20 protein-coding genes are annotated in these 25,619 nt (G+C 49.7%); 11 read left to right on the top strand and 9 right to left on the bottom strand.

Annotated features, from left to right (window positions below):
* Window positions 1–56 precede the first annotated feature (56 nt).
* The 4 genes from rseP (at window position 57) to ACTJJJ_RS10615 (ending at window position 6,207) form a co-directional block, all read left to right on the top strand.
* The gene (rseP, locus tag ACTJJJ_RS10630) at window positions 57–1,373 is read left to right on the top strand and encodes an RIP metalloprotease RseP (protein WP_188939030.1); all 1,317 of its coding nucleotides are present in this window, start codon (window positions 57–59) and stop codon (window positions 1,371–1,373) included.
* Window positions 1,373–1,957 carry a DUF6702 family protein gene (locus ACTJJJ_RS10625; protein WP_229223340.1) on the top strand — a complete coding sequence of 195 codons (585 nt, stop codon included), beginning with the start codon at window positions 1,373–1,375 and terminating at the stop codon, window positions 1,955–1,957. The genes rseP and ACTJJJ_RS10625 overlap by 1 nt, the downstream gene beginning before the upstream one ends.
* Before the next feature lie 135 nt (window positions 1,958–2,092).
* Window positions 2,093–4,609, top strand: coding sequence for an endopeptidase La (gene lon / locus ACTJJJ_RS10620; protein ID WP_229223341.1), 2,517 nt, complete (start codon window positions 2,093–2,095; stop codon window positions 4,607–4,609).
* Window positions 4,610–4,716: 107 nt separating this feature from the next.
* On the top strand, window positions 4,717–6,207 hold the full coding sequence (locus ACTJJJ_RS10615; RefSeq protein ID WP_440701761.1) for a tagaturonate reductase: 1,491 nt from the start codon (window positions 4,717–4,719) through the stop codon (window positions 6,205–6,207).
* Here the strand turns inward: ACTJJJ_RS10615 and ACTJJJ_RS10610 are convergent.
* Window positions 6,185–6,904: a DUF3784 domain-containing protein gene (locus tag ACTJJJ_RS10610; RefSeq protein WP_440701760.1), complete on the bottom strand. Its 720-nt coding sequence runs from the start codon at window positions 6,902–6,904 to the stop codon at window positions 6,185–6,187. The genes ACTJJJ_RS10615 and ACTJJJ_RS10610 overlap by 23 nt on opposite strands.
* A 75-nt stretch (window positions 6,905–6,979) precedes the next feature.
* Between ACTJJJ_RS10610 and ACTJJJ_RS10605 the strand changes: the two genes are divergently transcribed.
* Window positions 6,980–7,588, top strand: coding sequence for a Uma2 family endonuclease (locus ACTJJJ_RS10605; protein ID WP_440701759.1), 609 nt, complete (start codon window positions 6,980–6,982; stop codon window positions 7,586–7,588).
* Here the strand turns inward: ACTJJJ_RS10605 and ACTJJJ_RS10600 are convergent, their stop codons facing one another.
* From ACTJJJ_RS10600 to ACTJJJ_RS10580, 5 genes are all read right to left on the bottom strand, one after another.
* Window positions 7,589–8,254: a bifunctional 4-hydroxy-2-oxoglutarate aldolase/2-dehydro-3-deoxy-phosphogluconate aldolase gene (locus tag ACTJJJ_RS10600; protein ID WP_188938938.1), complete on the bottom strand. Its 666-nt coding sequence runs from the start codon at window positions 8,252–8,254 to the stop codon at window positions 7,589–7,591.
* Between the two features lie 17 nt (window positions 8,255–8,271).
* The gene (locus ACTJJJ_RS10595) at window positions 8,272–9,267 is read right to left on the bottom strand and encodes a sugar kinase (protein ID WP_188938939.1); all 996 of its coding nucleotides are present in this window, start codon (window positions 9,265–9,267) and stop codon (window positions 8,272–8,274) included.
* Between the two features lie 154 nt (window positions 9,268–9,421).
* Entirely contained in the window at window positions 9,422–10,849 is a 1,428-nt protein-coding gene (gene uxaC, locus ACTJJJ_RS10590) for a glucuronate isomerase (protein ID WP_188938940.1), read from the bottom strand.
* Between the two features lie 17 nt (window positions 10,850–10,866).
* Window positions 10,867–12,054 (bottom strand): mannonate dehydratase, encoded by a 1,188-nt coding sequence (gene uxuA / locus ACTJJJ_RS10585; RefSeq protein ID WP_426292599.1) that lies wholly within the window; start codon window positions 12,052–12,054, stop codon window positions 10,867–10,869.
* A 16-nt stretch (window positions 12,055–12,070) separates the two neighbouring features.
* On the bottom strand, window positions 12,071–12,682 hold the full coding sequence (locus ACTJJJ_RS10580) for an RNA polymerase sigma-70 factor (protein ID WP_188938942.1): 612 nt from the start codon (window positions 12,680–12,682) through the stop codon (window positions 12,071–12,073).
* 281 nt (window positions 12,683–12,963) lie between these two features.
* On the opposite strand from ACTJJJ_RS10580, the gene ACTJJJ_RS10575 reads away from it, so the two are divergent.
* On the top strand, window positions 12,964–13,986 hold the full coding sequence (locus ACTJJJ_RS10575) for a LacI family DNA-binding transcriptional regulator (protein WP_188938943.1): 1,023 nt from the start codon (window positions 12,964–12,966) through the stop codon (window positions 13,984–13,986).
* Between the two features lie 24 nt (window positions 13,987–14,010).
* Here ACTJJJ_RS10575 and ACTJJJ_RS10570 read toward each other — a convergent pair whose 3' ends face one another.
* Window positions 14,011–15,291 carry a DUF349 domain-containing protein gene (locus tag ACTJJJ_RS10570; RefSeq protein WP_188938944.1) on the bottom strand — a complete coding sequence of 427 codons (1,281 nt, stop codon included), beginning with the start codon at window positions 15,289–15,291 and terminating at the stop codon, window positions 14,011–14,013.
* A gap of 72 nt (window positions 15,292–15,363) precedes the next feature.
* Here ACTJJJ_RS10570 and ettA point away from each other — a divergent pair, with 72 nt between their 5' ends.
* From ettA to ACTJJJ_RS10545, 5 genes are all read left to right on the top strand, one after another.
* Window positions 15,364–17,031: an energy-dependent translational throttle protein EttA gene (ettA, locus tag ACTJJJ_RS10565; RefSeq protein WP_188938945.1), complete on the top strand. Its 1,668-nt coding sequence runs from the start codon at window positions 15,364–15,366 to the stop codon at window positions 17,029–17,031.
* 183 nt (window positions 17,032–17,214) lie between these two features.
* The gene (locus ACTJJJ_RS10560; protein WP_440701758.1) at window positions 17,215–19,482 is read left to right on the top strand and encodes a T9SS type A sorting domain-containing protein; all 2,268 of its coding nucleotides are present in this window, start codon (window positions 17,215–17,217) and stop codon (window positions 19,480–19,482) included.
* Between the two features lie 71 nt (window positions 19,483–19,553).
* Entirely contained in the window at window positions 19,554–20,936 is a 1,383-nt protein-coding gene (locus ACTJJJ_RS10555) for a UDP-N-acetylmuramate--L-alanine ligase (protein WP_188938947.1), read from the top strand.
* A 42-nt stretch (window positions 20,937–20,978) separates the two neighbouring features.
* On the top strand, window positions 20,979–21,575 hold the full coding sequence (locus ACTJJJ_RS10550) for a TIGR00730 family Rossman fold protein (protein WP_188938948.1): 597 nt from the start codon (window positions 20,979–20,981) through the stop codon (window positions 21,573–21,575).
* Between the two features lie 16 nt (window positions 21,576–21,591).
* The gene (locus ACTJJJ_RS10545; RefSeq protein ID WP_426292596.1) at window positions 21,592–23,169 is read left to right on the top strand and encodes an OmpA family protein; all 1,578 of its coding nucleotides are present in this window, start codon (window positions 21,592–21,594) and stop codon (window positions 23,167–23,169) included.
* Here the strand turns inward: ACTJJJ_RS10545 and ACTJJJ_RS10540 are convergent.
* Window positions 23,150–24,349 carry an acyltransferase family protein gene (locus ACTJJJ_RS10540; RefSeq protein WP_440701757.1) on the bottom strand — a complete coding sequence of 400 codons (1,200 nt, stop codon included), beginning with the start codon at window positions 24,347–24,349 and terminating at the stop codon, window positions 23,150–23,152. The genes ACTJJJ_RS10545 and ACTJJJ_RS10540 overlap by 20 nt on opposite strands.
* 89 nt (window positions 24,350–24,438) lie before the next feature.
* Complete coding sequence (locus tag ACTJJJ_RS10535) at window positions 24,439–25,614, bottom strand: helix-turn-helix domain-containing protein (protein WP_440701756.1); 1,176 nt, start codon at window positions 25,612–25,614, stop codon at window positions 24,439–24,441.
* Window positions 25,615–25,619: the final 5 nt, after the last annotated feature.

Below are 25,619 nucleotides of genomic sequence, written 5' to 3'. Positions count from 1 at the left end.
TTGCTTAACAATTAACCCGTAACGATTACAAAACCTGAATGGAATTACAGAAAGCATTGGAAATATTGATCATGGCAGGGCAGCTTATCCTGGGCCTGTCGATCCTGGTGGGGTTGCATGAGTGGGGCCATATGGCCGCCGCAAAATTGTTCGGAATGAGGGTTGAAAAATACTTTATAGGCTTTCCTCCTAAAATTTTCAGTTTTCAGAAAGGTGAAACAGAATATGGTATAGGCGCTATCCCGCTTGGCGGGTTCGTAAAGATTTCCGGGATGATCGACGAGTCGATGGACACCGAATCGATGAGCCAGGAGCCACAACCGTGGGAATTCCGCTCCAAACCGGCCTGGCAAAGGCTGATCGTCATGCTCGGCGGGATTATCGTGAACGTGATCGTTGGTATTATCATCTTCATCGCCATCGCTTATCATGATGGCAAGAAGTTCCTGTCAATCGACGAGGTAAACAAATATGGTATTGTAGCAGGTGAGCTTGCGCAGGAACTGGGCCTAAAAACCGGCGACAAGGTGATCCGCGTCAACGGGAAACCTTTTACGGATTACAATGAACTGGTTAGCTCCGAAGTTTTCCTCGGCAGCAACAGTTCGTACACCGTTAGCCGCAACGGCCAGGAGATTCAGATCGAAATCCCGAACAACTTCATCGAAAAACTCTCCGACCCTGACGAGAAACGCAATTTTATCCTTCCGTTGGAGCCATTCAAAATTGGTGAACTGATTCCCGGAATGCCTGCGGAAGCAGCTGGCCTGGAACCCGGCGACAAGGTGGTTTCGATTAACGGCAAGCCTATTCAATTCTTCCACGAATTACAGGCGCAGCTGGAAACCCTTGCAGGCAAGGCTACGACAATGGTCGTACAGCGCGGCGCGCAACAAAAGACCCTGAAAGTAGAAGTGACCGAAGACGGCACGCTAGGTTTCTATCCTGAAACCCTGCTCCATTTCACGACTGTGAACTACACTTTCGGCGAAGCCGTAGCAATTGGCACGGAAAATGCCTTCGGGGTGGTGTATAACAATATCAAAGGTTTCGGTAAAATATTCCGCGGTGAAGTTTCGGCTTCCAAAGCATTGAGCGGGCCGATCGGCATTGCACGTATGTTCGGCGGCGTTTGGGACTGGGGCCGTTTCTGGTCGCTTACCGGCTTGCTGTCGATGGTACTCGCCTTCATGAACGCACTTCCGATCCCCGCACTGGATGGCGGTCACGCGGTAATCCTTTCGTACGAAATTATCTCAGGCCGCAAGCCTTCCGACAAATTCCTTGAAAACGCTCAAAAAGTAGGTATGGTCCTCCTGTTGGGCCTGATGGCCTTCGCCATTTTCAACGACGTATGGAAAGCAGTATTTTAATGAAAGGGAGGAAAGGGAGAATGGAGGAAGGGGAGAAAAGGAAATTCTCTCCCTCATCTTTTTCTTCCCTTTCCCCCTTCCTCCCTTTCCTCCCCTTCTTCCGTTCCCTCCCTTTCCTCCTTGCCTCCCTACTACTGTTATCTTTTATCCCCAAGCACGATTATCACGTTTCGGTGACGCAGATGCAATACAATGCGACGTCCCGGGTGTTTGAGGTAAGTATCCGAATATTTACGGACGATCTCGAAAAAGCATTGTCTGAAAGCCATTCCAAGCAACGTTTTGTGATCAAAGACAATGATCAAAATGATCGCTTCGTCGAGGAGTACATTCGTAAATCATTTGTTTTGACAGATAGTCAGAAAAAAAATACCCCTATCAAATATGTCGGGAAAGAACAGGAGGCGGATGCGACGTGGGTTTACCTCGAAATCCCTTTTCAGGGCACTTTGAACGGCTGCAAGCTTTTGAACGTTACGCTTATGGAAGTTTTTGACGATCAGGTGAATATGACAAACGTTAAGTTCCAGTCCGAAAAAAAGACGTTTTTATTTAAAAAAGGACAGACTTCTCACCTGCTGTAATTAGTTTGCGACCGCTCATAAAAATGCATGACATAATGTGTAGTGGCACGGCTATTTTGTTTTATAATGCCTTTCTTTTGAAAGTCATTATTTATATATTGGGAAAAGATTATCTGTCAATTTGACAGAATGCCTATGAAATTTGAACCTTCTGATCTATATAGCCGGCTGCTGATGTCCGACTCGGACATGGATAGCCTTGAAATCGTTCCTCTTGGTGGCCCCGATGGCTCTGACGAGCCTTTTGAACTTCCCAACGAATTAGCAATACTCCCGATCAGGCAAACAGTGCTCTTTCCCGGAATGGTAATCCCCGTAACGGTCGTGCGCCAGAAGGCCATCCGGCTTGTTAAAAAGATATACCGTAATTCCGATATCAATCAGCGTATTCTCGGTGCCGTCACCCAGGCCATTCCCAACAAGGAAGACCCTACGGCCGACGATCTTTACAATATTGGTACCGTTGCACAAATTCTGAAAATGATCACTTTGCCCGATGGCAATGTCACGATTATCGTTCAGGGACGCCAGCGTTTTGAAATCAAAGCCATTGTAAATGAGGAACCTTACCTGACCGCCGAAGTACGGGCGATCGAAGACTCATTTGTTGGCCCTACCAAAAAGGAAGCCAAAGCTTTGTTGCAATCGCTTCGTGACGGCGCGCATAAGATCATGCGCCTGAACCCGGAAATTCCGCAAGAAGCACGCATCGCGCTGGACAATATCGAGAGCCCGATCTTTTTGATCCACTTTCTGTCGTCAAATATCAACGTAGAGATTGCCGACAAGCAGAAATTGCTGGAAGAGCGCAACGGCCACAAGCAGGCAACGCTTTTGCTGCAATACATGATGCGGGAGATCGAAATGCTGGAACTCAAGCGGGAAATCCAGACGAAAGCCAGCTCGGATATCGATCAGCAGCAACGGGATTATTTCCTCCGCCAGCAAATCAAAGTTTTGCATGACGAGCTGGGAATGGACAGCCCCGAACGCGATCTGGACGAAATCCGCCTGAAAGCGAGCCAGAAAAAATGGGCGCAACCGGTAAAGCTCCACTTTGAAAAAGAGCTGACCAAATTGCAGCGCATTAACCCGATGGCCCCCGAGTATCCGGTAACGATGAATTACCTGGAAACGCTGGTGGATTTGCCGTGGGGGCAATATACCAAAGACAATTTCGACCTGGTAAGAGCCCAGAAAATCCTCGATACCGACCATTTTGGCCTCGAAAAAGTAAAAGAGCGTATTATCGAATACCTGGCGGTACTGAAACTGAAAGGTAACCTGAAAGCACCGATCCTTTGTCTCTATGGCCCTCCGGGTGTGGGTAAAACCTCGCTTGGCAAGTCCATTGCGAAGGCGTTGAACCGGGAATACATCCGGATGGCGCTGGGCGGCGTTCACGACGAAGCCGAAATCCGTGGACACCGGAAGACTTACATCGGCGCTATGCCGGGCAAAATCATTCAGAATATCAAAAAAGCAGGTTCTGCCAATCCGGTATTCATCCTCGACGAAATCGATAAGGTAAGTTCCGATTACCGCGGCGATCCTTCTTCGGCATTGCTGGAAGTTCTCGACCCCGAACAAAACTCGTCATTTACCGATAACTACCTTGAAGTAGAATATGACCTCTCCAAGGTCCTTTTCGTAGCGACTGCCAACTCGCTCGATACCATTCATCCCGCATTGCGCGACCGGATGGAGATCATTGAAATGACCGGCTATACGATCGAAGAGAAATTGCAGATCGCCAAACGTTACCTCGTTCCAAAACAGCGCAAGGACCACGGCCTGAAAGCGACGGACGTAAAGGTTGAAGACGCGGCATTGCTCAAAGTAATTGAAGGCTACACCCGCGAATCGGGCGTTCGTAACCTCGAACAGAAGGTAGGAACGGTAATCCGCAAAATCGCGAAGTCGGTGGCGATGGAACAGGACTACCCCAAGACCATCAAAGCGGATCAGGTAGAGAAATACCTCGGCGCGGAGATTTTTGATAAAGATCTGTATCAGGACAACGACTTCGCAGGAGTTGTAACCGGCCTTGCCTGGACATCGGTGGGAGGCGAAATTCTCTTCATCGAAACAAGCCTCAGCCGCGGCAAAGGTGGTTTGACGCTGTCGGGCCAGTTGGGCGACGTAATGAAAGAATCGGCTGTTGCTGCATTGTCCTATCTCAAAGCCAATGCGGAAAGATTAGGCATCGATTACCGTATTTTCAACTATTACGACCTCCATGTACACGTACCTGCGGGTGCAGTGCCCAAGGACGGCCCAAGTGCGGGTGTGACGATGGTTACTTCCATGGCCTCGATATTTACGCAACGCCGGGTGAAACCGTTTATCGCGATGACCGGCGAGATCACATTGCGTGGAAAAGTGCTTCCGGTTGGTGGCGTGAAAGAAAAGATTCTGGCTGCCCGCCGCGCGGGTGTGCGGGAAATTATTCTATGTGTGAAAAACCGCAAGGATGTGGAAGAAGTACCAGCCAACTATATCAAAGACCTGACTTTCCATTATGTGGACCAGATCGACGAAGTACTCGGCATTGCCCTTCTTCCCGAAAAAGTGAATAATCCGATGAGCTTCGTTTTTCCCGATGAAAAGAAGGAAAAAGAAGAAAGCGGATTTGCTGCAATGTCTGTTTAAGTCTAACTTGAAAAATATACAAAGAGGTGCCCAAAGGTGCCTCTTTTTGTTTAAGGGTTGTGCTTTCCAAACGGCGTCACACTATCAAACCTTTTATCTACTAAAAAATGTCGTTACCGCAGCTTTCTCCCCAACTGCTCGACCAGCAGCCCGAACTTCTCCCCAATCACGGGAAACTTCTTGCATTGCCTGAAAAAATCATCCAGTTCGGCACGGGCGTGCTGCTACGCGGTCTTCCCGATTATTTCGTGAACAAGGCCAATGCACAGGGCATTTTCAACGGCCGGATCGTGGTAGTTAAATCGACCAGCACGGGAGGAACGGATGCGTTCTCGGAGCAGCAGAATGTTTTCTCCCACAGCATTCGTGGTATCGAAAACGGCCGGCAGATCGACGAAACCGTTATCAACACCAGCATCAGCCGCACACTGGCAGCGTCCGGCGACTGGGCCGATATTCTTGAATGCGCGCACAATTCGCAGCTTAATATAGTTATCTCCAATACGACAGAAGTTGGTATCCAGCTTGTCGACGATGATATTTTTGCCAGCCCGCCCGTGTCCTTTCCGGGGAAACTTACAGCCTATTTATTCGAGCGCTTCAAAGCATTCAATGGGGCACCGGAGTCAGGGATGGTGATTGTACCGACGGAACTGATCGTCGGTAATGGCCCGAAATTGAAAGCCATCGTGCTCGAACAGGCAAGCCGGCATAGCCTCGGCGAGGCGTTTATGGACTGGCTCGAACAACATAATCATTTTTGCAGCTCGCTCGTGGACCGTATTGTTCCCGGCAAACCAGATACGGAAACAGTGGAGACGCTTTCTGAAAAACAGGGTTTCCGCGACGATCTGCTGATTGTTTCCGAAGTTTACCGTCTCTGGGCCATCGAGGGCGGCCAACAGGTGCGTGATGTACTGAGTTTTGCGCAAGCTGATAAAGGCGTGGTGATCGAGCCTAATATCGATCTATTCCGTGAATTGAAGTTAAGGTTGCTGAATGGCACCCATACATTGGCGTCAGGCCTTTCTTTCCTGCATGGGCTCGACACCGTCCGTGAAGCCATGGAGAATGCCGAAACGGCCCAATTTATCGCCGATGTAATGTTGAAGGAACTGGCACCCGCGATACCGTACGATGTAGATCCCGCACAGGCACAGGAGTTCGGTGGGCAGGTGCTCGACCGCTTCCGTAATCCTTTCATCCGGCACCAGCTGATCGACATTACCGTACAATACACGGCCAAGATGAAAATGCGCAACATTCCGACGCTTTTGAACCACTATCGGCAGTCCGAAGAGGTTCCTGCATTGTTTGCCAAAGGATTTGCGGCATTCCTGCGGTTCATGAAGCCTACGGTTCACAAAGACAACGCCTATTACGGCGAACGCGATGGCCAGCCTTACTCGATCCGCTGCGATTCGGCGGCTTATTTTGATGAAAAATGGAAGAATGCCGCCTCGCCGGTCGATCTGGCGCAGCAGGTTCTGAGTGATGTGTCGCTTTGGGATACTGATCTTACATTACTACCGGGTTTTGCCGAGGCCGTGAAAGGCTACATGACCGAACCGGTGGCTACGGGGACTTCCACGCTTTAAGCTGATTATAGAGTTCGGCAGCCGAGATTTCGCCGGAACTGAAATAGATCTCATCCTTCCCTGTTTTGATCAGCAGGTAAGGGTGGGATTTTTTATTGATATACAACTTCACAATCCGGCCATCATCCGTTTTGAAAGAGCCTTTTTTATATTCCCCACCCGCAAAACCGTTCGCTTTGCTCGAAATGTCGGGCAGGCTGTCGGTCACGCTGAAATAGGTCACATCATCGCGCGCGATTTTCATCCCGGAAAGGCCTTTGACCTCCAACGCGCCGGTGGTGAGGAATATCTCGCTGTCCTTCATCCCGGCAAACATCAGGAAGCCTGCTCCCACAGCCACGACGATCATGATGGCCATTGCAATGTAAGTTCCTACCCGCTGCCCGCTCGTGCCCGTGTAATAGCGGTTGCCCACGGCTATCATGTACACGTATGCCAAAAGCGGATACATTATCATAAAGACCGTAGCCCAATTGGCACTGAAAATATTCAGCAGCAGCACTCCCGCCAGCACGCTGACGCCGAGAAACAGGTGGAAGCGATTGAAAAACTTTACATAGGAGACTATGTCCATCTTTGCGCGATCGGCCTCGGACATCATATTATACCCCGATACCAGGTACTTTGCATTACCCGGCGTTACGATAAACCCGAGCGAAAATAACACCAGCGAAATAATGAGGGCTACGGTAAGCATAATTTTGTCACGGCTAATTGCCTTATAAGTTACAAAATTATACGGGAGAAAGCCAATTGGCTTTAATTTTGGTAAATGCCTATATTTGATCAAAAGCACATTATGATTCTTCCATTGAACATACCTGCGCATCCGACTTTTACCGACGAAGAGTTGGTCGCATTCTGCGTAGCCAACCCTGAATTGATGGTGGAAAGAGATGAACACGGGCAACTACACATCACTATGACACCTACCTTTATCCTTAGCAGCTCCAACAACAGTGAATTGATTGCAGAAATAGTCTTTTGGAATCGCAAGTATAAGGCTGGTAAAGTGATAGAGTCAAGTGGAGGGTTTTTTCTGGAAGATAAGTCGATGCGTGTTCCAGATGTGGCTTGGATTCAAATTGATCGCTGGAATGCACTGAGCAAAGCTGAAAAACGCTCGTTCCCTAGCATGGCGCCCGATTTTGTCATTGAACTACAATCTGAAACCGATAGCCTGGCCGAACTTAAATTAAAAATGGTCAAATGGATTAGTAATGGTGTGAGGCTTGCCTGGCTCGTGTGTCCGGACAGTCAGACGACCTACATTTACGAACCGGGCAAGCCTCAGCTTGCTATGCATTTTGAAGAAACGTTGTCAGGCGGTGAAGTCCTGATCAATTTCTCCACCCGCCTGAGCGACATTCTCGAATATTAATCAGCTATTAGCCCGGAACTCCTTTACGAGCGCAATGCTTTCCGCAACTTTCTGCTCGATCCAGGGATAGTTTCCTTCTGCTACCACATCCTTCGGAAAGAGGTTTGAGCCTAAACCTACTGCATAAGCTCCGGCTCCGAACCATTCGTTGATACTTTCTTTGGTAGGCTGCACGCCGCCGGTTACCATGATTTTAACCTTTGGCATAGGCCCGCGGATCGCCCGCACGAATGCCGAACCCACCACTTCACCCGGGAACAATTTAACAACCTCGGCACCCGCCTGTTGTGCATTGTATATTTCAGTCAGTGTAGAAATGCCGGGAATCCAGGGAATACCTGCCTTTGCACAGGCCTGGCCCACTGCCGGGTTGAGGCAAGGCGTTACGATGAAGTCAGTGCCGGCGTCGATGAATTTTTGTGCGGTTTCCGCATCATAAATGGTACCGATGCCCAGCGAAAGGCCTGGCAGGCTTTCCTTTACATAAGCCAAAAGCTCCGTAAATACATTGTAGGCATTATCACCGCGGTTGGTAAACTCGAATGCACGTGCGCCTCCCCGGTATGCCGCATTGATCACCTCTTTGGCAATTTCAATATCGGCATGGTAGAACAGCGGCAGCACGCCGACTTCGTTCAAAAGTATCAGTGTTGTTTCTTTATCCATGATTATTGGCCAGATTGCTAGCGTTTGATTCTTCCTGAGGTCTCTCCCTGACGGATGGCTTCCACTTCGGCAATCGTCGAGATCAACGCGTCTCCTTCGATGGTATGCTTCAATGCGGATGCAGCCACGCCAAATTCCAGGGCCTTTTGCTGGTCATCGAAAGTGATAAGTCCGTGGATAAGACCGGCAATGAATGCGTCGCCGCCGCCAACGCGGTCGATGATCGGGTTAATTTCGATGTCTTCCGTTTCCAGCAACGCTTTGCCATTCCACAAAAATGCCCTCAACAGGTTATGCGAAGCACTGATCGACGTCCTTTTAGTATCTACCACCGTCTTCACCTGCGGGAAAGCCTTCTGTAAGTTGACGCAGGATTCGACAAAATCGTTTCCATCTATGTCAAAAATCTCCTTGATATTGATGCTGTTGGCAATTACGACGTCCGTTCCGGCAGTCAGCTCGGGAAGAATATCAGATGGTTTTTTACCGTATTGCCACAAATTGGCACGGTAGAAAATGTCGCCTGAAACGGTAATGCCGCGTTTGCGGGCAGCTTTAATGCCGTCGAGCAACGCGTCTGCGGCTCCCTGTGACAATGCGGGCGTAATACCCGCCCAGTGAAACCATTTCGCGTCTTTCAAAATGACGTCCCAATCAAGTTCTTTCGGGTCGATGGTTGCGAGGGATGAATTGGCGCGGTCGTACACGATCTGGCTTCCGCGCATGGCTGCACCGGTTTCGAGGAAATAGACGGCCATTCTTGGGCCGCCGTAAATGATATGCGAAACATCGACACCGTGAAAATGGAGATACTGAGCCGCCGCTCGTCCGATGGGCGAGTCAGGGAAACGGGTAACATGCGCCGTGCTATGTCCCCAATATGCCAATGCGGTCGAAACATTCGCTTCGCCACCGGCATAAGTTACATTCAATTGACGGGCTTGTTCAAAACGGGAAAAACCAGGAGTGGAAAGCCGCATAAGGACTTCTCCGAAGGATACTATCTGAGCCATATTTTAAACTAATGCCCGTTTGCCAAAGAAAGAACTCCCTGACGGGCCATTGAAAAATGATTACGAACCAAAATTAAGTATTAACATTAAAATAGCCCACAACAAAAATGTCTGGGCTATTCATTTATCAGTGTATTTTAAATTCGGATTTTATTCAAAAACCAAAATATTTGTTGGCATTGTTATAGCTAATACCTTCCACCATCTTGCCCAGCCACTGGATGTCGTTAGGCAACTCCCCATTTTCGACATCCTGTCCAATCAGGTTACAAAGAATACGGCGGAAATATTCGTGACGCGGATAGGAAAGGAAGCTGCGGGAATCGGTGAGCATTCCCACGAAACGGCTTAGCAAACCCATATTCGAAAGTGCATTCATTTGCCGCTCCATACCATCTTTCTGATCGAGGAACCACCAGCCGGAACCGAATTGCATTTTGCCGGCAACGGTACCATCATTGTAATTCCCTGTCATCGTAGCCAACACCTCATTATCGGCCGGATTGAGGTTATACAAAATCGTTTTCGCCAGCTGATCCGTCGAATCCAGCTTGTTCAGGAACTTCGACAGCGCCTGCGCCTGGCTGTAATCGCCGATGGAATCCCAGCCGGTGTCCGGGCCGAGTTCGCGGAGCATTCGCTCGTTGTTGTTGCGCAAAGCACCGAGGTGGAACTGCTGTGTCCAGCCCTTGGAATGATCCATTTTGGCCATTTCATAGAGCAAAACCGACTTGAACGCCAGTGCCTGGCTTGCCGAAGGCTTCTCCCCTTTCAATGCAACCGCGAATGCCTCGCGGGCCGCAGTTTCATCGAATTCAGCATAAATATGCTCCAAGCCATGGTCCGACAAGCGGCCACCCATCGAAGCGAAGAAATCGTGGCGGTTCTGCAATGCTGCCAGCAATGCGTCATAGGAAGCAATCTCTCCCGTACCAGCTGCTTGCGCAAGTTTGGACAAATACTGTTTGAAATCCTCCGGCGATTCGATCAGCAGCATCGCCTTATCCGGCCGGAATGTAGGCAAGACACGGATATCGAAATCGCTATCGCTGATCGTTCTATGATAATTGAGAGAGTCCGTTGGATCATCCGTCGTGCAGATAACCTTTACGTTCATCCGGTTTAGCAAACTTTTCACCGAGTAATCGGGTTGGCGCAGCTTGGCCGAGCATTCATCGTAAATCTCGCGGGCTGTATGCTTGTTTAGCAGTATATCAATATTGAAATAGCGGAGCAGTTCGAGGTGCGTCCAGTGATAAAGGGGGTTCCGCATCGTGTAAGGTACCGTTGCGGCCCATTGTTCGAACTTCTCCCAGTCACTGGCCTCACCGGTGCAATACCGTTCGTTAATACCATTCGCGCGCATGGCCCGCCATTTGTAATGGTCGCCGTAAAGCCAGGCCTGCGTCAGGTTTTCAAACTGTTTGTCTTCCGCGATCTGATCGGGCGGCAGGTGGCAGTGGTAATCGATAATCGGCATTTCCTTCGCATAATCATGGTAAAGGATACGCGCGGTTTCCGAACGGAGGAGGAAATCTTCGGAAATGAAGGTCTTTTGTACTGCGGTGCTAATCGTTTCCATTCTCTTTCTTGTTACAATCACAAACTTCTTTCAATCCCGTATTCAAGCCCGCGCAGCTCCGCAAGCCCACGCAGACGCCCGATAGCCGTATAACCCGGGTTGGTCCGCTTTGTCGCCGACAAATCATCGAGCATACGGTGACCATGATCCGGGCGGAAAGGCATTCTCAAATCGGCTCTGCCTTCATTTTCCCGCCTTTTCTGTTCCAATACCAATGAGCGCATCACACCGTACATATCCACGTCGCCATCCAGGTGATCGGCCTCGTAAAAGCTGCCGTCGTGCTCACGTTTGGTGGCGCGCAGGTGGATAAAATGGATCCTGCTGCCCAGCCTGTCAACCATCCCGGCAAGATCATTATCCGGCCTGACGCCGTATGATCCCGTGCAAAAACAAATACCGTTCGCTTGCTTATCATATGCTTTCAGCAGCATTTCCGCATCGTTTTCGGTGCTTACTACACGTGGCAGCCCCAGGATCGGGTACGGAGGATCGTCGGGATGGATCGCTAACCGTATCCCCGCCTCTTCCGCCACCGGCCCGATGGCCTGGATGAACTGGTATAAATGCGTGCGCAGCTCGAAATCGCCGATATGCTCGTAGGTTTTCAAAACCTTTCTGAACTCTTCAACGGTAAAGCTCTCTTCCGAACCAGGCAAGCCGGCGATGATATTACGGACGAGCTTTTGCTTCTCCTGCTCCGACGCGGTTTCGAGCCAGATTTTCGCAGCACGCTTCTGCTCGTCGGTGTACAAATCCTCCGCTTCCGGTCTTTCCAGAAGGTAAAGATCAAAAGCAGCGAACTGGGTTGCATCGAACCGCAAACCTGTGGAACCATCCTTCATGGGTGCGTCCAGATCGGTTCGCGTCCAATCGAGAATGGGCATAAAATTGTAGCAGACGGTATCGATACCGCATTGCCCCAGGTTCCGGAGCGACTGCTGATAATGAAGGATATGTTTTTCAAAATCCCCTGAACGTGTCTTGATCGACTCGTGCACAGGCACACTTTCCACGACCGACCACGTAAGGCCGGCGTCCTCGATCAGCTGCTTACGCGCCTGAATTTCTGATACTTCCCAAACTTCACCGTTGGGAATATGATGCAATGCGGTTACGATTCCGGTCGCCCCGGCCTGACGGATATCCTGCAACGAAACAGGGTCGTTAGGCCCGAACCAACGCCAAGTTTGTTCTAATGCCATTATTATTTTAAATGCTCTATGCTACTAATCTATGCTCCGGTACGCGCTCGCGCAAGACTTTCAATGCGCGGCTCATTTGTGTTTCCACCGTCTTCACCGAAATTTCGAGCCGTTCGGCGATATCGCGGTAGCGGAGGCCTTCTTCGCGGCTAAGGCGGAAGATGAGCTGGCACTGGCGCGGCAATGCCTGGATACAATCTTCAATATGCTCGTAAAATTCGTTATACGACAACTCTTCCGCAGGCGAAAAATGATCCGCGTGACTCATATTCCACTGCACCGATTCCAGCGAATCCCGCTCATTCTGACGATGGATACGCAGTTTCAGGTAATCCAGCGCCTGGTTGCGCACAGCCCTGTAAATGTAAGCCTGAAATGAAGTATGCACCTCAATCTGCTCACGATTTTTCCAAAGTTTCACAAATACATCGGATACCACTTCCTCCGCGATTTCCCGCGTTACGACCACCCGCATGGCGTAGTTGCACAGCGAACGGTAATGACGTGTGAATAACTCGCGGAACGCATTATAATCACCGTTAGTCACCACTCTGCCAAACAGGGTTTCCAGTATACTTTTCTGAGAACAGGCTGATGGTAATGTACTGGTAAATGAGTTTGTTTCCATGTAAGCTGAGCTAGGTTAATTATAGAAAATTTCCTCGAATTGTAGTGGTATTAAGCCCCTTGTCTTCGTCGATGATTTATCTAGTTTAAACACTCGTTCGCTGATACACAAAAAAAAATCTTGAAAAAAAGCAATAAATTTACGCAACCGTTCCCGGAACCGTTCCCATTCCCGCAATTTTTCCCGGAACTTTGTGCGAACGGTGGTGACTTTGTGCAACATTGACCATTAGTGTATTTCCGGGACTTTTTAGCAAGATTGTACTATTTCAATATACCCGTATGAAAAAGGTTTCTATCACCATCAAAGAGATTGCAAGGCAACTCGGCATTTCCAAATCGACTGTGTCCCGCGCTTTGCGTGACAGCAGCGAAATCAGTGAAGAAACCAAGCAAAAGGTGATCGACCTGGCGGAGGAGCTCAACTATTATCCCAATCCGATAGCAATCAGTCTGCTTAAAAACCGGACGCAAACGATCGGGGTAATTGTACCGGATATTGCGAACCGCTTCTACTCGTCGGCCATCGGTGGCGTGGAAGATATTGCGTATAGCCGTGGATACCATACGATGATCTACCAAAGTCACGAACTGCTCGAAAGGGAGCGTTCGGCCACGCGGCACATTGCCTCGCGGCGGGTCGACGGCCTCGTGGTAGCGATTTCAAGCCAGTCGGAGAATATCGACCATTTCGCTTCCTTGCAGGAACAGGGCATTCCTGTCGTGTTTTTCGACCGTGTGAGCGATGCTATGAACTCTCATAAGGTGAGGGTTGATGATTACCGGGGCGCTTTCGACGCTACGGAGCATTTGATCAAAAGAGGCTGCAAGCGCATTGCACACATAGCGGGCCCCAAACCGGTATCCATTACACGCTTCCGTTTGGAAGGGTATAAAGACGCATTAAGAAAACATGGGATCGAATTTCAGGAAGAATGGGTATTGCACAGCGAGATCACGCAGGCGGGCGGTACGGAGCGCACCTACCAGCTCATGGCCCTGCGCGAGCGTCCGGATGCCATTTTCGGCGCCAGCGACCGCATTACCATGGGCATTCACTCGGCATTGCGGCAGCTGGGCTACCGGATGCCCGACGATGTTGCGGTGGTAGGTTTCTGCGACCTGGCCATGTCGTCGCTCCTCGATCCGCCGGTGAGCTCGGTGACCCAGCCGTCATTCGAAATGGGCCAGCAGGCCGCATCCTTATTACTGGACCTTATTGAAAGCAAAAATACCCCGGCCGAATTCGAGACCAGGGTATTGCAATCCAATTTGGTTATTAATAAGTCGTCTATGCGACATTAGCCGCTGAGGATCAGTCCGTGAGCGTTATCCGGTAATTGCCTTCAATTTTCTCTCAAATTCGACGAGGATGCGCTCCTTCATCTGAACCTTGCGTTTTTGGATATTGATGCGGCCAACGGCTTGCTTGTCCTGTTCGGGATCGCCGGTAGCGGTGCGGTCAAATTCCAGCTGCGCGAATTCAAGGTCGCTTTTCTCGCGTTTGGTAAGCCATTCGAGCTCGCGGTATTTGGTACGAAGCTGCTCTTCGGGGCTTTTCAGGTCGAAAGCCGGGTATTTGCGGCTGATAACGCGTGCCAGATAGCTCAACTCGAATATCTTGTCGCACACCATACGGAACTTTTCCGCTAGTTCCTTGTCTGCCAGTTTGAAAGGGATCTTGATTTCCTTCCATTTGCTGAGCAGGGCTTTTGCCGCCTGGGATGCCTCAATGATATCGGGTGACCTCAAAAGCGTTTCGGCCTCTGCCAGCAATTTTTGCTGTTCTACGATACGCGGGTCAACACGTACCTTCGGCTCGATGCCTTTGGCGGCATTATATTTGTCATAGAATAATTTAAGGAAGTGACGGTACGCCTTGTTGACTTTGAAAAAGCGCTTTGGCGGAACCTCTCCTACATTGTTCCATGCATTGCGTACGTCCCTTGCTTTCGAATAAGCATCATCGAGATCTCTCGAGTAGCTAAGCGTTTTGGTGATTTTGATCAAACGCTCGTATTCTTCGATCCGTGCTTGGTTGAGCTTGTTCTGCTCGTCAAAATAGTCGCGACGACGTTGGAAGAAATCATCCAGAATTTGCTGGAATGTTGTTTCAATTTCTTCCTGATATTCCTTGTCGACCGGCCCGGTACGGATCCATTTCGCTTTGATCTCCTGAATCTGGTCCGTTGCAGTGGCATAGTCGGTCACTGCGGCGGCAACTTTCACGTCTTCGATCAGCGCACGTTTGATTTCCAGATTTTTGAGCTGATTGACTTCAATAAGGCCTTTGAGATATTCTTCCTTCTCTTCCAGCCTTCTCAACAGGGGAACAAAATCACCCAATGCATCAAAACCTTTCAACTTGCGCTGCAACTGGATCAGCTTGGTAAGGTAAGAGCCCTTATTAAGTGCTTCATCTATTTCGCGTTCCAGCTGTTCAACTTTGTTCAGGACAATGTTAAAACGATTTTTAAAATAGTCAATCGCTTCCTGTTCAGTCCTTTTTACTTCTCCAATTTGCCGGTCGGGGAAATCCAGATACCCCTTTAAAAATACTTTGCTGTCCTTAACGTAGCCGTATTCATCATTCAATGTGGCATTTTCCATTCTTTCAATTTTTTTTATCTGCTAAGTGTAGGGATATATAACGATATTTGTTACGCACAAATTAAACAAAAAATGAGTAACGAAACCATTATTTTCTCAATGTCGGGGGTTAACAAAATCATTCCTCCCAACAGACATATTATCAAAAACATTTATTTATCCTTTTTCTATGGTGCCAAAATAGGCGTCCTCGGTCTGAACGGCTCCGGTAAATCAACACTCCTTCGTGTGATCGCCGGCATCGACAAAGACATTCAGGGTGAGGTAGTTTTCTCTCCCGGGTACTCCGTCGGAATGCTCGAACAGGAACCGAAACTCGATCCTACCAAGACCGTTCGCGAAGTTGTAGAAGAAGGTGTACAAGAAATTGTAAATTTATTGAAAGAATTCGACGAGATCAACGAAGCCTTCGGTGCGGAAGACGCTGATTTCGACAAATTATTGGAAAGACAGGGGGAAGTTCAGGAAAAACTCGACGCTTCGGACGCCTGGAATCTCGACAACCGGCTCGAAATCGCGATGGACGCTTTACGCTGCCCGCCGTCGGATACATTGATATCGACACTTTCGGGTGGTGAGAAACGCCGGGTCGCGTTGTGCCGCCTCCTGCTCCGCCAGCCCGACGTTCTTCTGCTCGATGAGCCCACCAACCACCTCGACGCCGAGTCGGTACTATGGCTCGAAGAGCATTTGAGACAATATAAAGGAACGGTCATCGCTGTAACCCACGACCGCTACTTCCTCGACAACGTTGCCGGTTGGATCCTTGAACTCGACCGTGGCGAGGGTATTCCCTGGAAAGGCAACTATACTTCCTGGCTCGAACAAAAGCAGGAACGCCTGAAAAAAGAGGAGAAAACCGAATCGAAACGTCAGAAAACATTGCAGCGCGAGTTGGAATGGGTACGTCTGGCACCCAAAGCACGCCAGGCCAAATCCAAAGCGAGGCTGGGGGCTTACGAGAAATTGCTCAGTGAGGAAGGCAGAGAAAAAGAAGAGAAATTGGAAATCTTCATTCCTTCCGGCCCAAGGCTTGGAAACAAGGTCATCGAAGCACATAATGTTTCGATGGGCTTCGGTGACAGGCTGTTGTATGAAAACCTCAGCTTCGCATTACCGCCAAACGGTATTGTAGGCATTATCGGGCCGAACGGTGCCGGTAAAACTACTTTATTCAAACTCATTACCGGCCAGCTGAAACCGCTGACAGGTCATTTCGACGTTGGTGAGACCGTGCAACTCGCCTATGTAGATCAGGAACACGACAATCTCGACCCGAACAAAACCGTATACCAGAGCGTTTCCGACGGCAACGACTGGATCATGCTCGCGGGCAAGCAGGCCAACGCCCGTGCATACGTGAGCCGGTTTAACTTTGGCGGCGGCGACCAGGAGAAAAAGGTAGGAACCCTTTCCGGTGGTGAACGTAACCGCGTACACCTTGCGATGACACTCAAAGAAGGCGGCAACCTGTTGCTGCTCGATGAGCCTACCAACGACCTGGACATCAATACCCTTCGTGCATTGGAGGAAGGCCTGGAAAACTTTGCGGGCTGCGCGGTAATCATCTCCCACGACCGCTGGTTCCTCGACCGCGTCGCAACGCACATTCTGGCATTCGAAGGAGATTCGCAGGTTTATTGGTTTGAAGGAAACTTCTCCGAATACGAAGAAAACCGCCGCAAGAGATTAGGCAACGACGCAACTCCCACCCGGATTAAATATAAGAAGTTGGCATAATTGCTATTAAATACAATTAGTTAAAAACGCTCACCTGGACAGGTGAGCGTTTTTTTGTCACCATTTGTAGAATTTATTTTTGACTTTTCTTTACATTCCATGAATTTCTATGTCTCTTGTAGAAAAAATTAGTACTATTTTTCAAAATCTGAGAATCTGTAATCGCCCACGAACATAAATTATATGCGTTTCAAAGGTCTGCTGCTTTTCCCCATTCAATCACGTTTACTAATTGTCGCATTTTTTCTTGCCCTCCTTGTTTGCCGGCCCGCCATACTTCTGGGCCAGCGCGAACTGGTCCTCAACACTACGGGTTACGGGTTTGACCGGACAGCGCCCAACGGAATTAATGCCGAGCAATGGCAATACATTCTAAAATTTGCGAACCTTAAATACAATGGGAAGGATGCAAGTCCGACGGCCATCAGGCTGCATGTACAGTGGGAGCATTATGAACCTACCGCGGGCAATTACCAGCGGGCAAAGTTGGCCCAGGCGGTCAAAGCCATTCTGGATATTAACCCGAACATGAAAGTAGCGCTTCATTTCTCGTACCTCCGCCCAGGTTACTGGAACGACAGCTTCCTTGCGCTACCAGACGTCGCACAACTATCAACCGGCTCGCTTATGCGCGAAGCGGTTGCGCATACTTACCCATCGGTGTACTCCGAAGATGCTAAGAGTCGCTTTCTAGCTTTCGTGGACGACGCGCTGGCGCAGGTCCAGGCCTATTCTTCGAGGATTTTGTATGTGGCGATGGGCAACAATGGGTCGGAAGAATTTTATATCCCCAACAAAACGGTCAATTCCGTCAATTATGCCGGCATGTTCGAAGCAAAGGCATTACAGGCCTGGCGCACGAAGTTTCTTCCGGCAAGGTTTCCGGGAAAACTCAATGCTACCTGGGGCCGGAACTCCTATCCTATCGCTTCCGCCCCCCAACCAACCGACGGAAATTACAATTCTGAAATAGGCCGCGACCTGCATCGCTTCGCTGGGTGGGGTTTGCTGAAACTTTTCAAGGGCTTTTATCAAACCGTCAAAAACCGTAATCCTTCCATTAAAGTATTGCACTTCATATCCGATTTTGGCTCCGTGCAGGGCAACAACTGGCATTTGCACAGCAGCACTCTTCTCCTTGCACTGGAATTGTCGGACGGTATTTACCATACCGACGGCACCAATCAATGGGACCTTTGGAAAAAAATTATGGGAATCGACGTCATTAAAGGTACCTACCCCAACAAAATAGCAGGCGTGGAGTTCGACCCGATAGACCTTGCCCAGCCCGCTGGCGGTTCGGGGATCAATGGGGGTATTCCTTATGAGTGGTTTCCAAGAGCCTACAAGCATGGCGCCGACTACGTACACATTGCCATGCATTATAATGACATAGAAATGCAGCAGCTCGCGCCCACGCTCGCGCTGTGCCGCGAGCAGTATATTACGGGCTCTTACCAACCTCCGGCCCGCGCGGAAGCGGCTACTATCAACATTTTTCCGAATGTTTTCACCGGGAACTTCCTTTTCGACAAGTGGAACCAGATAGGCGGCCAGAACTTCGGGCAAACCGACCTTCGTCCCGCTTCGATCAGGATGACGGACACGGGTTATTGGGAAAACCTTTGGGAAAAAGACAATTACCTGCCTTGCTCATTTACGCTGAACATGAGCACTTCCCCGGGCAAACCCGTTGTGGGGACGCCGGTGACGCTCAGCATCAATTGCCAGGGGCCGGAATGCAATTCGGCGAACTATGTTTGGACCGGCCAGGGGGCCAATAACCTGACGGGCAGTTCCATCACATTCAATGCCCCTGCCACCCCAGGCGATTATAACTACACTGCCACATCGGTGCGGAGCGGGTGCGGCGTCAAATCTTCATCGAAAGTCGTCCCCGTTGCCCGTGCATTGCCTGTGAAGCTAATCAGCTTCACGGCTGTAAAAGAGGGCAGGCAGGCGCAACTCGCCTGGTCCACAGCCGAAGAAGTGAATAGCGAAAAGTTCGACATAGAACGGAGCCCCGACGGCAAAAAGTGGGTGCGGGTTACCTCCGTGGCCGCAGCAGGCGATGTATTGAATGCAGTAAGCAGGTATAATTTCACCGATGGAAACCCATTGCCCGGCGAAAATCTGTACCGGCTCAAAATGATCGACCGCGACGAGACATTTTCATACAGCAGGATTATAAGCCTTCGTTTCGAAACGACGACTGTCGTGAGCATTTATCCTAACCCGGCCAGCGACAAAATAAAGATTTCTGCGAACGACTGGAAGAATATCGCGACCGTCAGGATATTCAACATTACCGGCCAGGCGGTTTACAGTTCCGACAAGCCACAGCAGGAGATCGATATCCGGGGTTTGGCTTCCGGTTCGTATGTAATCGGGCTTGGGTGGAACGATGGCACGCGTGAAAATGTCAAGTTCGTGAAAGAAGGCGGGAAATAGGATGCGACCGGGATTTGCCCAAAGGCCAATTCTTGCTAACTTTCGAACGGAATCAGTTTTTAGAATTGTCAATGAGTCAATCTTCATCTTTGCATAAAATACATTTCATTTCGATTGGCGGTAGTGTCATGCACAATCTGGCCATCGAACTACATTTAAAAGGGTTCGTTGTGACGGGGTCCGATGATGAGATCTATGAACCATCGTCCAGCCGGCTCGCGCAATATGACCTGCTCCCGCCCGTTACGGGCTGGTTCCCTGAAAAAATCACTTCCGACCTGGAAGCCGTCATCCTCGGCATGCATGCCAGGCAGGACAACCCCGAGCTGGCCAGGGCAAAAGAGCTGGGTATCAAGGTCTATTCTTATCCCGAATATATTTTCGAGCAAAGCCAGAACAAGCAACGGGTGGTGATAGCCGGTAGTCATGGAAAAACAACCATTACTTCAATGGTACTCCATGTCTTGAAATACAATAATAGAAATTTCAACTACCTGGTCGGCGCACAGATCGAGGGTTTCGACAATATGGTGAAGCTCTCCGAAAATGCGCCTCTCATCGTGATCGAAGGTGACGAGTACTTCACCTCGCCCATCGACCCCACACCCAAGTTCATCCACTACCAACCACATATTGCACTGATCAGCGGCATTGCCTGGGATCATTTCAATGTATTCCCAACCTGGGAATCGTACGTGAAGCAGTTTGAGCTGCTCGCCGACTCTCTGCCCAAAGCCGGTGCGATCATTTTCGACGAGACGGATGATATGCTTGATGTGATCGGGCAAAAAGGCCGTCCCGACGTCGCCAGCACACCTTACAATGTACATCCGCACCGGATCGAAGATAACAGGACGATATTGATCACCGCTGAACAAGGCGAAGTTCCGATCCTCGTCTTCGGCAACCACAATATGAAAAATATCAGCGGCGCACGTGAAGTGTGCGAACGCCTGGGTGTGACCGACGAGGAATTCTATCAGGCGATCGCCACGTTCAAGGGCGCATCGAAAAGGCTGGAACTGCTAGGTGCCAATGAAACAGTGAATGTGTACCGCGATTTTGCTCACGCGCCTTCCAAAGTAGAGGCTACTACCAACGCTTTGAAAGAACAGTTTCCCCAAAGAACCCTTGTAGCCTGCGCAGAGCTTCATACGTTTAGCAGCCTTAACAAAGGGTTCCTGTCGCAGTACCGCCGCAAACTGAAAGCTGCCGATGTCGCCATTGTGTATTTCAACCCGCTGACAGTGGAACACAAGCGGCTCGAAAGCTTGTCGGAAGAAGATATCAGGACGGCATTCAAGCGGGATGATTTGAAAGTATTTACAAGTTCTGCGGAACTGGAAGCATTTTTAAAGTCGCTGACCTGGAAAGATGCCAATTTACTGCTGATGAGTTCCGGTACGTTCGGCGATCTTGACCTGAAAAAACTGGCTGCGGATGTTCTGGCATAACCCGCCGATTCGTCGCCCTAAATCATAAAATCCGTTAATTCGATGCAATCCATAGTTGTATACTGCGGTTCAAATCCGGGAAAGAAAGCGCTATATGCCGAAACCGCCTACCAATTGGGTGCGGAATTGGCAAAGCGGAACATCAAACTCATTTACGGCGGAGGCAATATGGGCCTCATGGGCCGGGTAGCCGACGGCGCCATAGACAATGCCGGATTCGTTACGGGTATTATCCCTAACTTCCTGGCCAAACTGGAAGTAGCACACAAAACGTTGTCCGAGCTGCATTTCGTGGAGACAATGCACGAGCGCAAAGCCAAAATGGTTTCGATGACCGACGGTGTCATCGCATTACCGGGCGGCTATGGCACGCTCGACGAGCTTTTCGAAATTCTGACCTGGGCACAGCTTCGCATATTCCATGGCCCGGTAGGGGTTTTGAACGTCAATGGATTTTACGACCTTTTGCTTCTCCAACTGGATAAAATGGTGGAAGAAGGCTTTTTACGGCCCGATACCCGCAAGCTTTTGGTCGTAGACGGAGACCCCGCAACACTCCTTGAAAAAATGGAAATCTTCCGTTCTCAAAATGCGGAAAATAAGCCGCTGGATGGGTCGTTGTATGTAGATAAACACTAGCCATCCCGTCAAAACAATGCGTGCTTTCTGCCTATTAGCCATTACGGTCGCCACATCCATTACCGCCTACGCGCAACTGGAAAACCTCGGGAAGTCGGTTAACACCGAATACAATGAAATCAGCCCGATCATTTCCCCCGACGGCAAAACGATCTATTTCTCGCGGGTGAGCCATCCGCAGAACACGCACGGCCCGAAAGGCAGCCAGGATATCTGGTTTTCGGAACTGAAAAGCGACAAATGGTCGCCCGCACGAAGGCTTCCTTCGCCGCTCAACAAAGAGGATTATAACAGCCTTTACAGCATTACACCCGACGGTAATACCCTGCTAATCAAGGGAGCATATAAAAACGGAACCTACGAGACCAGGGGTTTTTCAACCAGTAAAAAAACGGCCAGAGGCTGGTCCGCTCCAACCAAGCTGGATATCCCCGGTTATACCAAGCTCAGCAAAGGCCAGTTCGATTGCGGCTATCTTTCCAATGACGGGAAGGTACTGGTAATGTCGTTCAGCGAGAAGAAAAACAGCAAGGTCGACGACCTGTACGTCAGCTTTAAGCAAAAAGACGGCACCTGGTCGAAACCGCTGAACCTGGGAGCCGAAATCAATACCGGGGATTTTACGGAAACAACCCCTTTTCTGGCACCCGATGGCGTCACGCTCTATTTTTCCAGTGACCGGAAGGGCGGGCAGGGAAGCAACGACATTTATTACAGCAAGCGGATCGACAAATCGTGGAAGAGATGGAGCAGGCCCGTAAACCTCGGCCCGGCGATCAACACGGATGGTTACGATGCTTACTATACCATATCCGCATTGGGCGACTTCGCCTATATGGTATCATTTAAGGACACAGAGGGCAAAGGGGATATTGTCCGTTTCAACCTTCAACCTAAACCTTCGCCAGCGGATTCGACGGAGGCACCGGTGGCCGTTGTTCCCCCTTCAGACCCCGTGGTGATGATCAGTGGAAAAGTGATCGATTCCAAAACCGGGAAACCTGTCGAAGCAACGATCATTTACGAAGACCTGACTACCGGCGAGGAAGTAGGAACCGCCACGACCAACCCTACTACCGGAGAATACAAACTTGTGCTTCCTTATGGCCAGAAATACAGCTGGCGCGCTGTTGCCCCTAATTTCATCGCAGAAGGAGAGAATATTGACCTTACCGACACTACCAACCACGGTAATAAGAGTTTTAAGGAAATCGCCAACAAATCGTTGAAACTGATCCCGATAGAGGAAGGCCAGATCGTACGGCTCAATAATATCTTTTTTGCCACTGGAAAAGCCACGCTCCGCGAAGAATCATTCCCCGAGTTGAACCGCATTGCCATTTCAATGCAGGAAAACAAAACGCTCGCCATTGAGCTGGGCGGCCATACCGATAACACGGGTAGCGCGGAATTTAACATAAACCTGTCACAGGAACGGGCCGACACCGTTCGCGAATACCTGATCGGAAAAGGTATCGAGCCCGACCGCATTGCCAGCAAGGGTTACGGTGAAACCAAGCCTGTCGCCAAGAATGATACGCCCGAAGGTCAGCAGCAGAACCGGCGCGTGGAATTCAAGATATTGAAGAAATAGGCTCCACGGATTCTCCGGTTTTCTGTCGTTTTACTGCTTTCATTCCAAATACAATCCGCAAAAAATTACTCTTGCGGATCAGGAAATGGTATGTTCCCAGGCAAATCAAGAATGTTGCCACGCATAGATAAATAAATTTCACGAACCAATGCACCGGGGCGTTGATCAGCGGATATGCGAGGCAAATGATCACTGTTTGATGCAGAATGTAGAACGGATACACTGCTTCATTGGCATACCTCAGGAAAGGATTGCTGAATTGAAGGTAGGTGTAGCCATACCCGAAGATCGACAGCAGGATACACCATGCATTAGTCGTTTTAATAACATCGTACACCAGCCACTGCGTGGCATCCATATCCCGGTCGACAGTCCAGTAAAATGCGTACAGGGCAATGGTCAGCGTGACCCAGATGCCCAACGTCAGGCGTCGGTGTTTTTGAAGTGTTTCCCAAAAACGCGGTTGCGAACAAAGCAAGAAACCGGTTACGAACAACGTAAAATCGTGGAAATGCTCATTCCAATCCCTCACCAAGTTATGCGTCGTCGGGAAATGCTCCGCCAGCAGAATGCTCCCGCCTACATGCCAGAGAACCGGGACGATGATCAAGCTCCACGGATTAGAGAAAAACGCGGCCAAGCGCTGCGTAAAGCCGGTATAACGGCGCAGCAAAAGTAACAGCGGAAGCCCCAGCAGCGAATAGCAGAAGATATAAACCAGATACCATAAGTGGTGCCAGCTGAAACTGCCCTGCGGGTAAGGGACAAATTGAAATACAGTTTTGTAAAAATCAACATAACCGTATGTTTGCCCTTGCGTAAGTCGTTCGAAAAAGATCTGCGGCGGCACGATTACAAACATCCCGAAAACCAGCGGTATGAAGATCCGTATGAACCGCTCTTTCAGAAAAGCTGCCGGCCCACGGCTCCCCAAAGCGAAATAGACCCCTGCCCCTGAGATCATAAATAGCAGCGACATCCGCCATTGGCTGCTGAACCGCATCGGCCACTCTACTGCGTGTGTTATGACATTGTTCTTGATGTGCCAATCCCAATGATTGAAAAACATGCCGACGTGAAAAAAGATCAGGATAGCGAATGCAATAACACGCAACCGATCGAGATCGTACCGGCGGATGTTGGGAGAAGCAGAGTGAAACTGGTCTTGCTTTGTTTCCATGACAAATAGTTTTGAGTGATGTCCAAAACTAGCGCCCAAAAAAGGCAGGAAACGACCGTCCTGATCCGTTCGAAGTTCTTCCCGATAAGTCAGAACTTCTGATTGACGTGCTTTTTACGGTATTCCGAGGGAGTGGAGCCGGTTATTTTGCGGAATGCCGTATTGAATGCGGATTTCGAGTTATACCCCACCATCTGACCGATCTCCTCGATCTTGATGTATGCATTACCCTCGTCGGCAAGGAGCCGCTGCGCCTCCTGAATCCGATACGCACCCAGAAAGTCGAAAAAGCTTTGCTTTAACTCCTCATTAAGGATTTGTGACAGATGATGCGTTGACACTCCAAGTCGTTTGGAAAGTGCCGGCATCGAAAATCCCGGATCGAGGAATGGTTTTTCAGCGAGCATTACTGCTTCCAGCTTGCCCAGCGTCGCAGATTGTATCTCCCGGGTCAATGAAGATTTTTCGTATTTCCGGGCGGTCCGCTCGTTTGACTCATGAAAGAACAACGATTTCCTTAACACCGTAAAGCTGACAATATAAATGATCAGCGAAATGAATGCGGCGATAATATGATCGCCCAAGTCGTGCGGGAATGAAGTCCGGACGACAAAGAAAACCAGTATCAGGAATGTCAGCTGTAAGGACATATCCCTGAACCATGAAAGCGAGCTTTTTTCACCCGTAAAAAACGAAATCCCGCGTTCCCTGAATGCCCCGGTCAGAAACCAGAAACCGGCGACACTGTAGATAACCATACTGGCGAACGTGAGCTCGTTGATATACCATTTCGGATAAAACATCCACTCGCTGCCATACGCCGTGGCCGCAATTCTTTCTAATTCCGGGTGGAAGGAGCCAATGTTCGCATTATACTTGAACGCCAGACTTTGCGGGTAAATGAGCACGCACATGTATGCGAGGTAGGCCATCGAGGGGATGAAATGGATCCATGCCCGCCTGGAAACCCGCTGGGTTACGCCTGTTTTGGTATAGAGGAATGCGGCTGGGGCCATCAGCAGATTCAACGGTTCGCTGAAATCGACCAGCCACAGCACGCGAAACATATAATTGGTATACCCTAACCACACATCGCTGATAATTACCGACATCGCCAGGATAAGAATCCCAAGAAAGAGATTCGAACGGTTGCTGCCCTTTGCGTGCGATAGGAAAAAATACGCGAGTATCAACCCCTGTACGCAACCCAGCAGCATGAATAATGAAAAAAGGTCGGTATGGATCGGAGGTGAAGCTGGGATCATGTTAT

Origin of the sequence: Dyadobacter sp. 22481 (genome assembly GCF_052044875.1) — a bacterium.
Classification (GTDB): domain Bacteria; phylum Bacteroidota; class Bacteroidia; order Cytophagales; family Spirosomataceae; genus Dyadobacter; species Dyadobacter endophyticus.
The sequence above is the reverse complement of the archived record's forward strand: the minus strand, read 5'-3'. Positions and strand labels throughout refer to the sequence as shown.

What these genes read in the sequence shown, in the direction of transcription:
- ACTJJJ_RS10625 (WP_229223340.1), top strand. Translation starts at nt 1,373, where the DNA reads ATGAAAGGGAGGAAAGGGAGAATGGAGGAAGGGGAGAAAAGGAAATTC.
- lon (WP_229223341.1), top strand. Translation starts at nt 2,093, where the DNA reads ATGAAATTTGAACCTTCTGATCTATATAGCCGGCTGCTGATGTCCGAC.
- ACTJJJ_RS10615 (WP_440701761.1), top strand. Translation starts at nt 4,717, where the DNA reads ATGTCGTTACCGCAGCTTTCTCCCCAACTGCTCGACCAGCAGCCCGAA.
- ACTJJJ_RS10610 (WP_440701760.1), bottom strand. Translation starts at nt 6,904, where the DNA reads ATGCTTACCGTAGCCCTCATTATTTCGCTGGTGTTATTTTCGCTCGGG.
- ACTJJJ_RS10605 (WP_440701759.1), top strand. Translation starts at nt 6,980, where the DNA reads ATGCCTATATTTGATCAAAAGCACATTATGATTCTTCCATTGAACATA.
- ACTJJJ_RS10600 (WP_188938938.1), bottom strand. Translation starts at nt 8,254, where the DNA reads ATGGATAAAGAAACAACACTGATACTTTTGAACGAAGTCGGCGTGCTG.
- ACTJJJ_RS10595 (WP_188938939.1), bottom strand. Translation starts at nt 9,267, where the DNA reads ATGGCTCAGATAGTATCCTTCGGAGAAGTCCTTATGCGGCTTTCCACT.
- uxaC (WP_188938940.1), bottom strand. Translation starts at nt 10,849, where the DNA reads ATGGAAACGATTAGCACCGCAGTACAAAAGACCTTCATTTCCGAAGAT.
- uxuA (WP_426292599.1), bottom strand. Translation starts at nt 12,054, where the DNA reads ATGGCATTAGAACAAACTTGGCGTTGGTTCGGGCCTAACGACCCTGTT.
- ACTJJJ_RS10580 (WP_188938942.1), bottom strand. Translation starts at nt 12,682, where the DNA reads ATGGAAACAAACTCATTTACCAGTACATTACCATCAGCCTGTTCTCAG.
- ACTJJJ_RS10575 (WP_188938943.1), top strand. Translation starts at nt 12,964, where the DNA reads ATGAAAAAGGTTTCTATCACCATCAAAGAGATTGCAAGGCAACTCGGC.
- ACTJJJ_RS10570 (WP_188938944.1), bottom strand. Translation starts at nt 15,291, where the DNA reads ATGGAAAATGCCACATTGAATGATGAATACGGCTACGTTAAGGACAGC.
- ettA (WP_188938945.1), top strand. Translation starts at nt 15,364, where the DNA reads ATGAGTAACGAAACCATTATTTTCTCAATGTCGGGGGTTAACAAAATC.
- ACTJJJ_RS10560 (WP_440701758.1), top strand. Translation starts at nt 17,215, where the DNA reads ATGCGTTTCAAAGGTCTGCTGCTTTTCCCCATTCAATCACGTTTACTA.
- ACTJJJ_RS10555 (WP_188938947.1), top strand. Translation starts at nt 19,554, where the DNA reads ATGAGTCAATCTTCATCTTTGCATAAAATACATTTCATTTCGATTGGC.
- ACTJJJ_RS10550 (WP_188938948.1), top strand. Translation starts at nt 20,979, where the DNA reads ATGCAATCCATAGTTGTATACTGCGGTTCAAATCCGGGAAAGAAAGCG.
- ACTJJJ_RS10545 (WP_426292596.1), top strand. Translation starts at nt 21,592, where the DNA reads ATGCGTGCTTTCTGCCTATTAGCCATTACGGTCGCCACATCCATTACC.
- ACTJJJ_RS10540 (WP_440701757.1), bottom strand. Translation starts at nt 24,349, where the DNA reads ATGGAAACAAAGCAAGACCAGTTTCACTCTGCTTCTCCCAACATCCGC.
- ACTJJJ_RS10535 (WP_440701756.1), bottom strand. Translation starts at nt 25,614, where the DNA reads ATGATCCCAGCTTCACCTCCGATCCATACCGACCTTTTTTCATTATTC.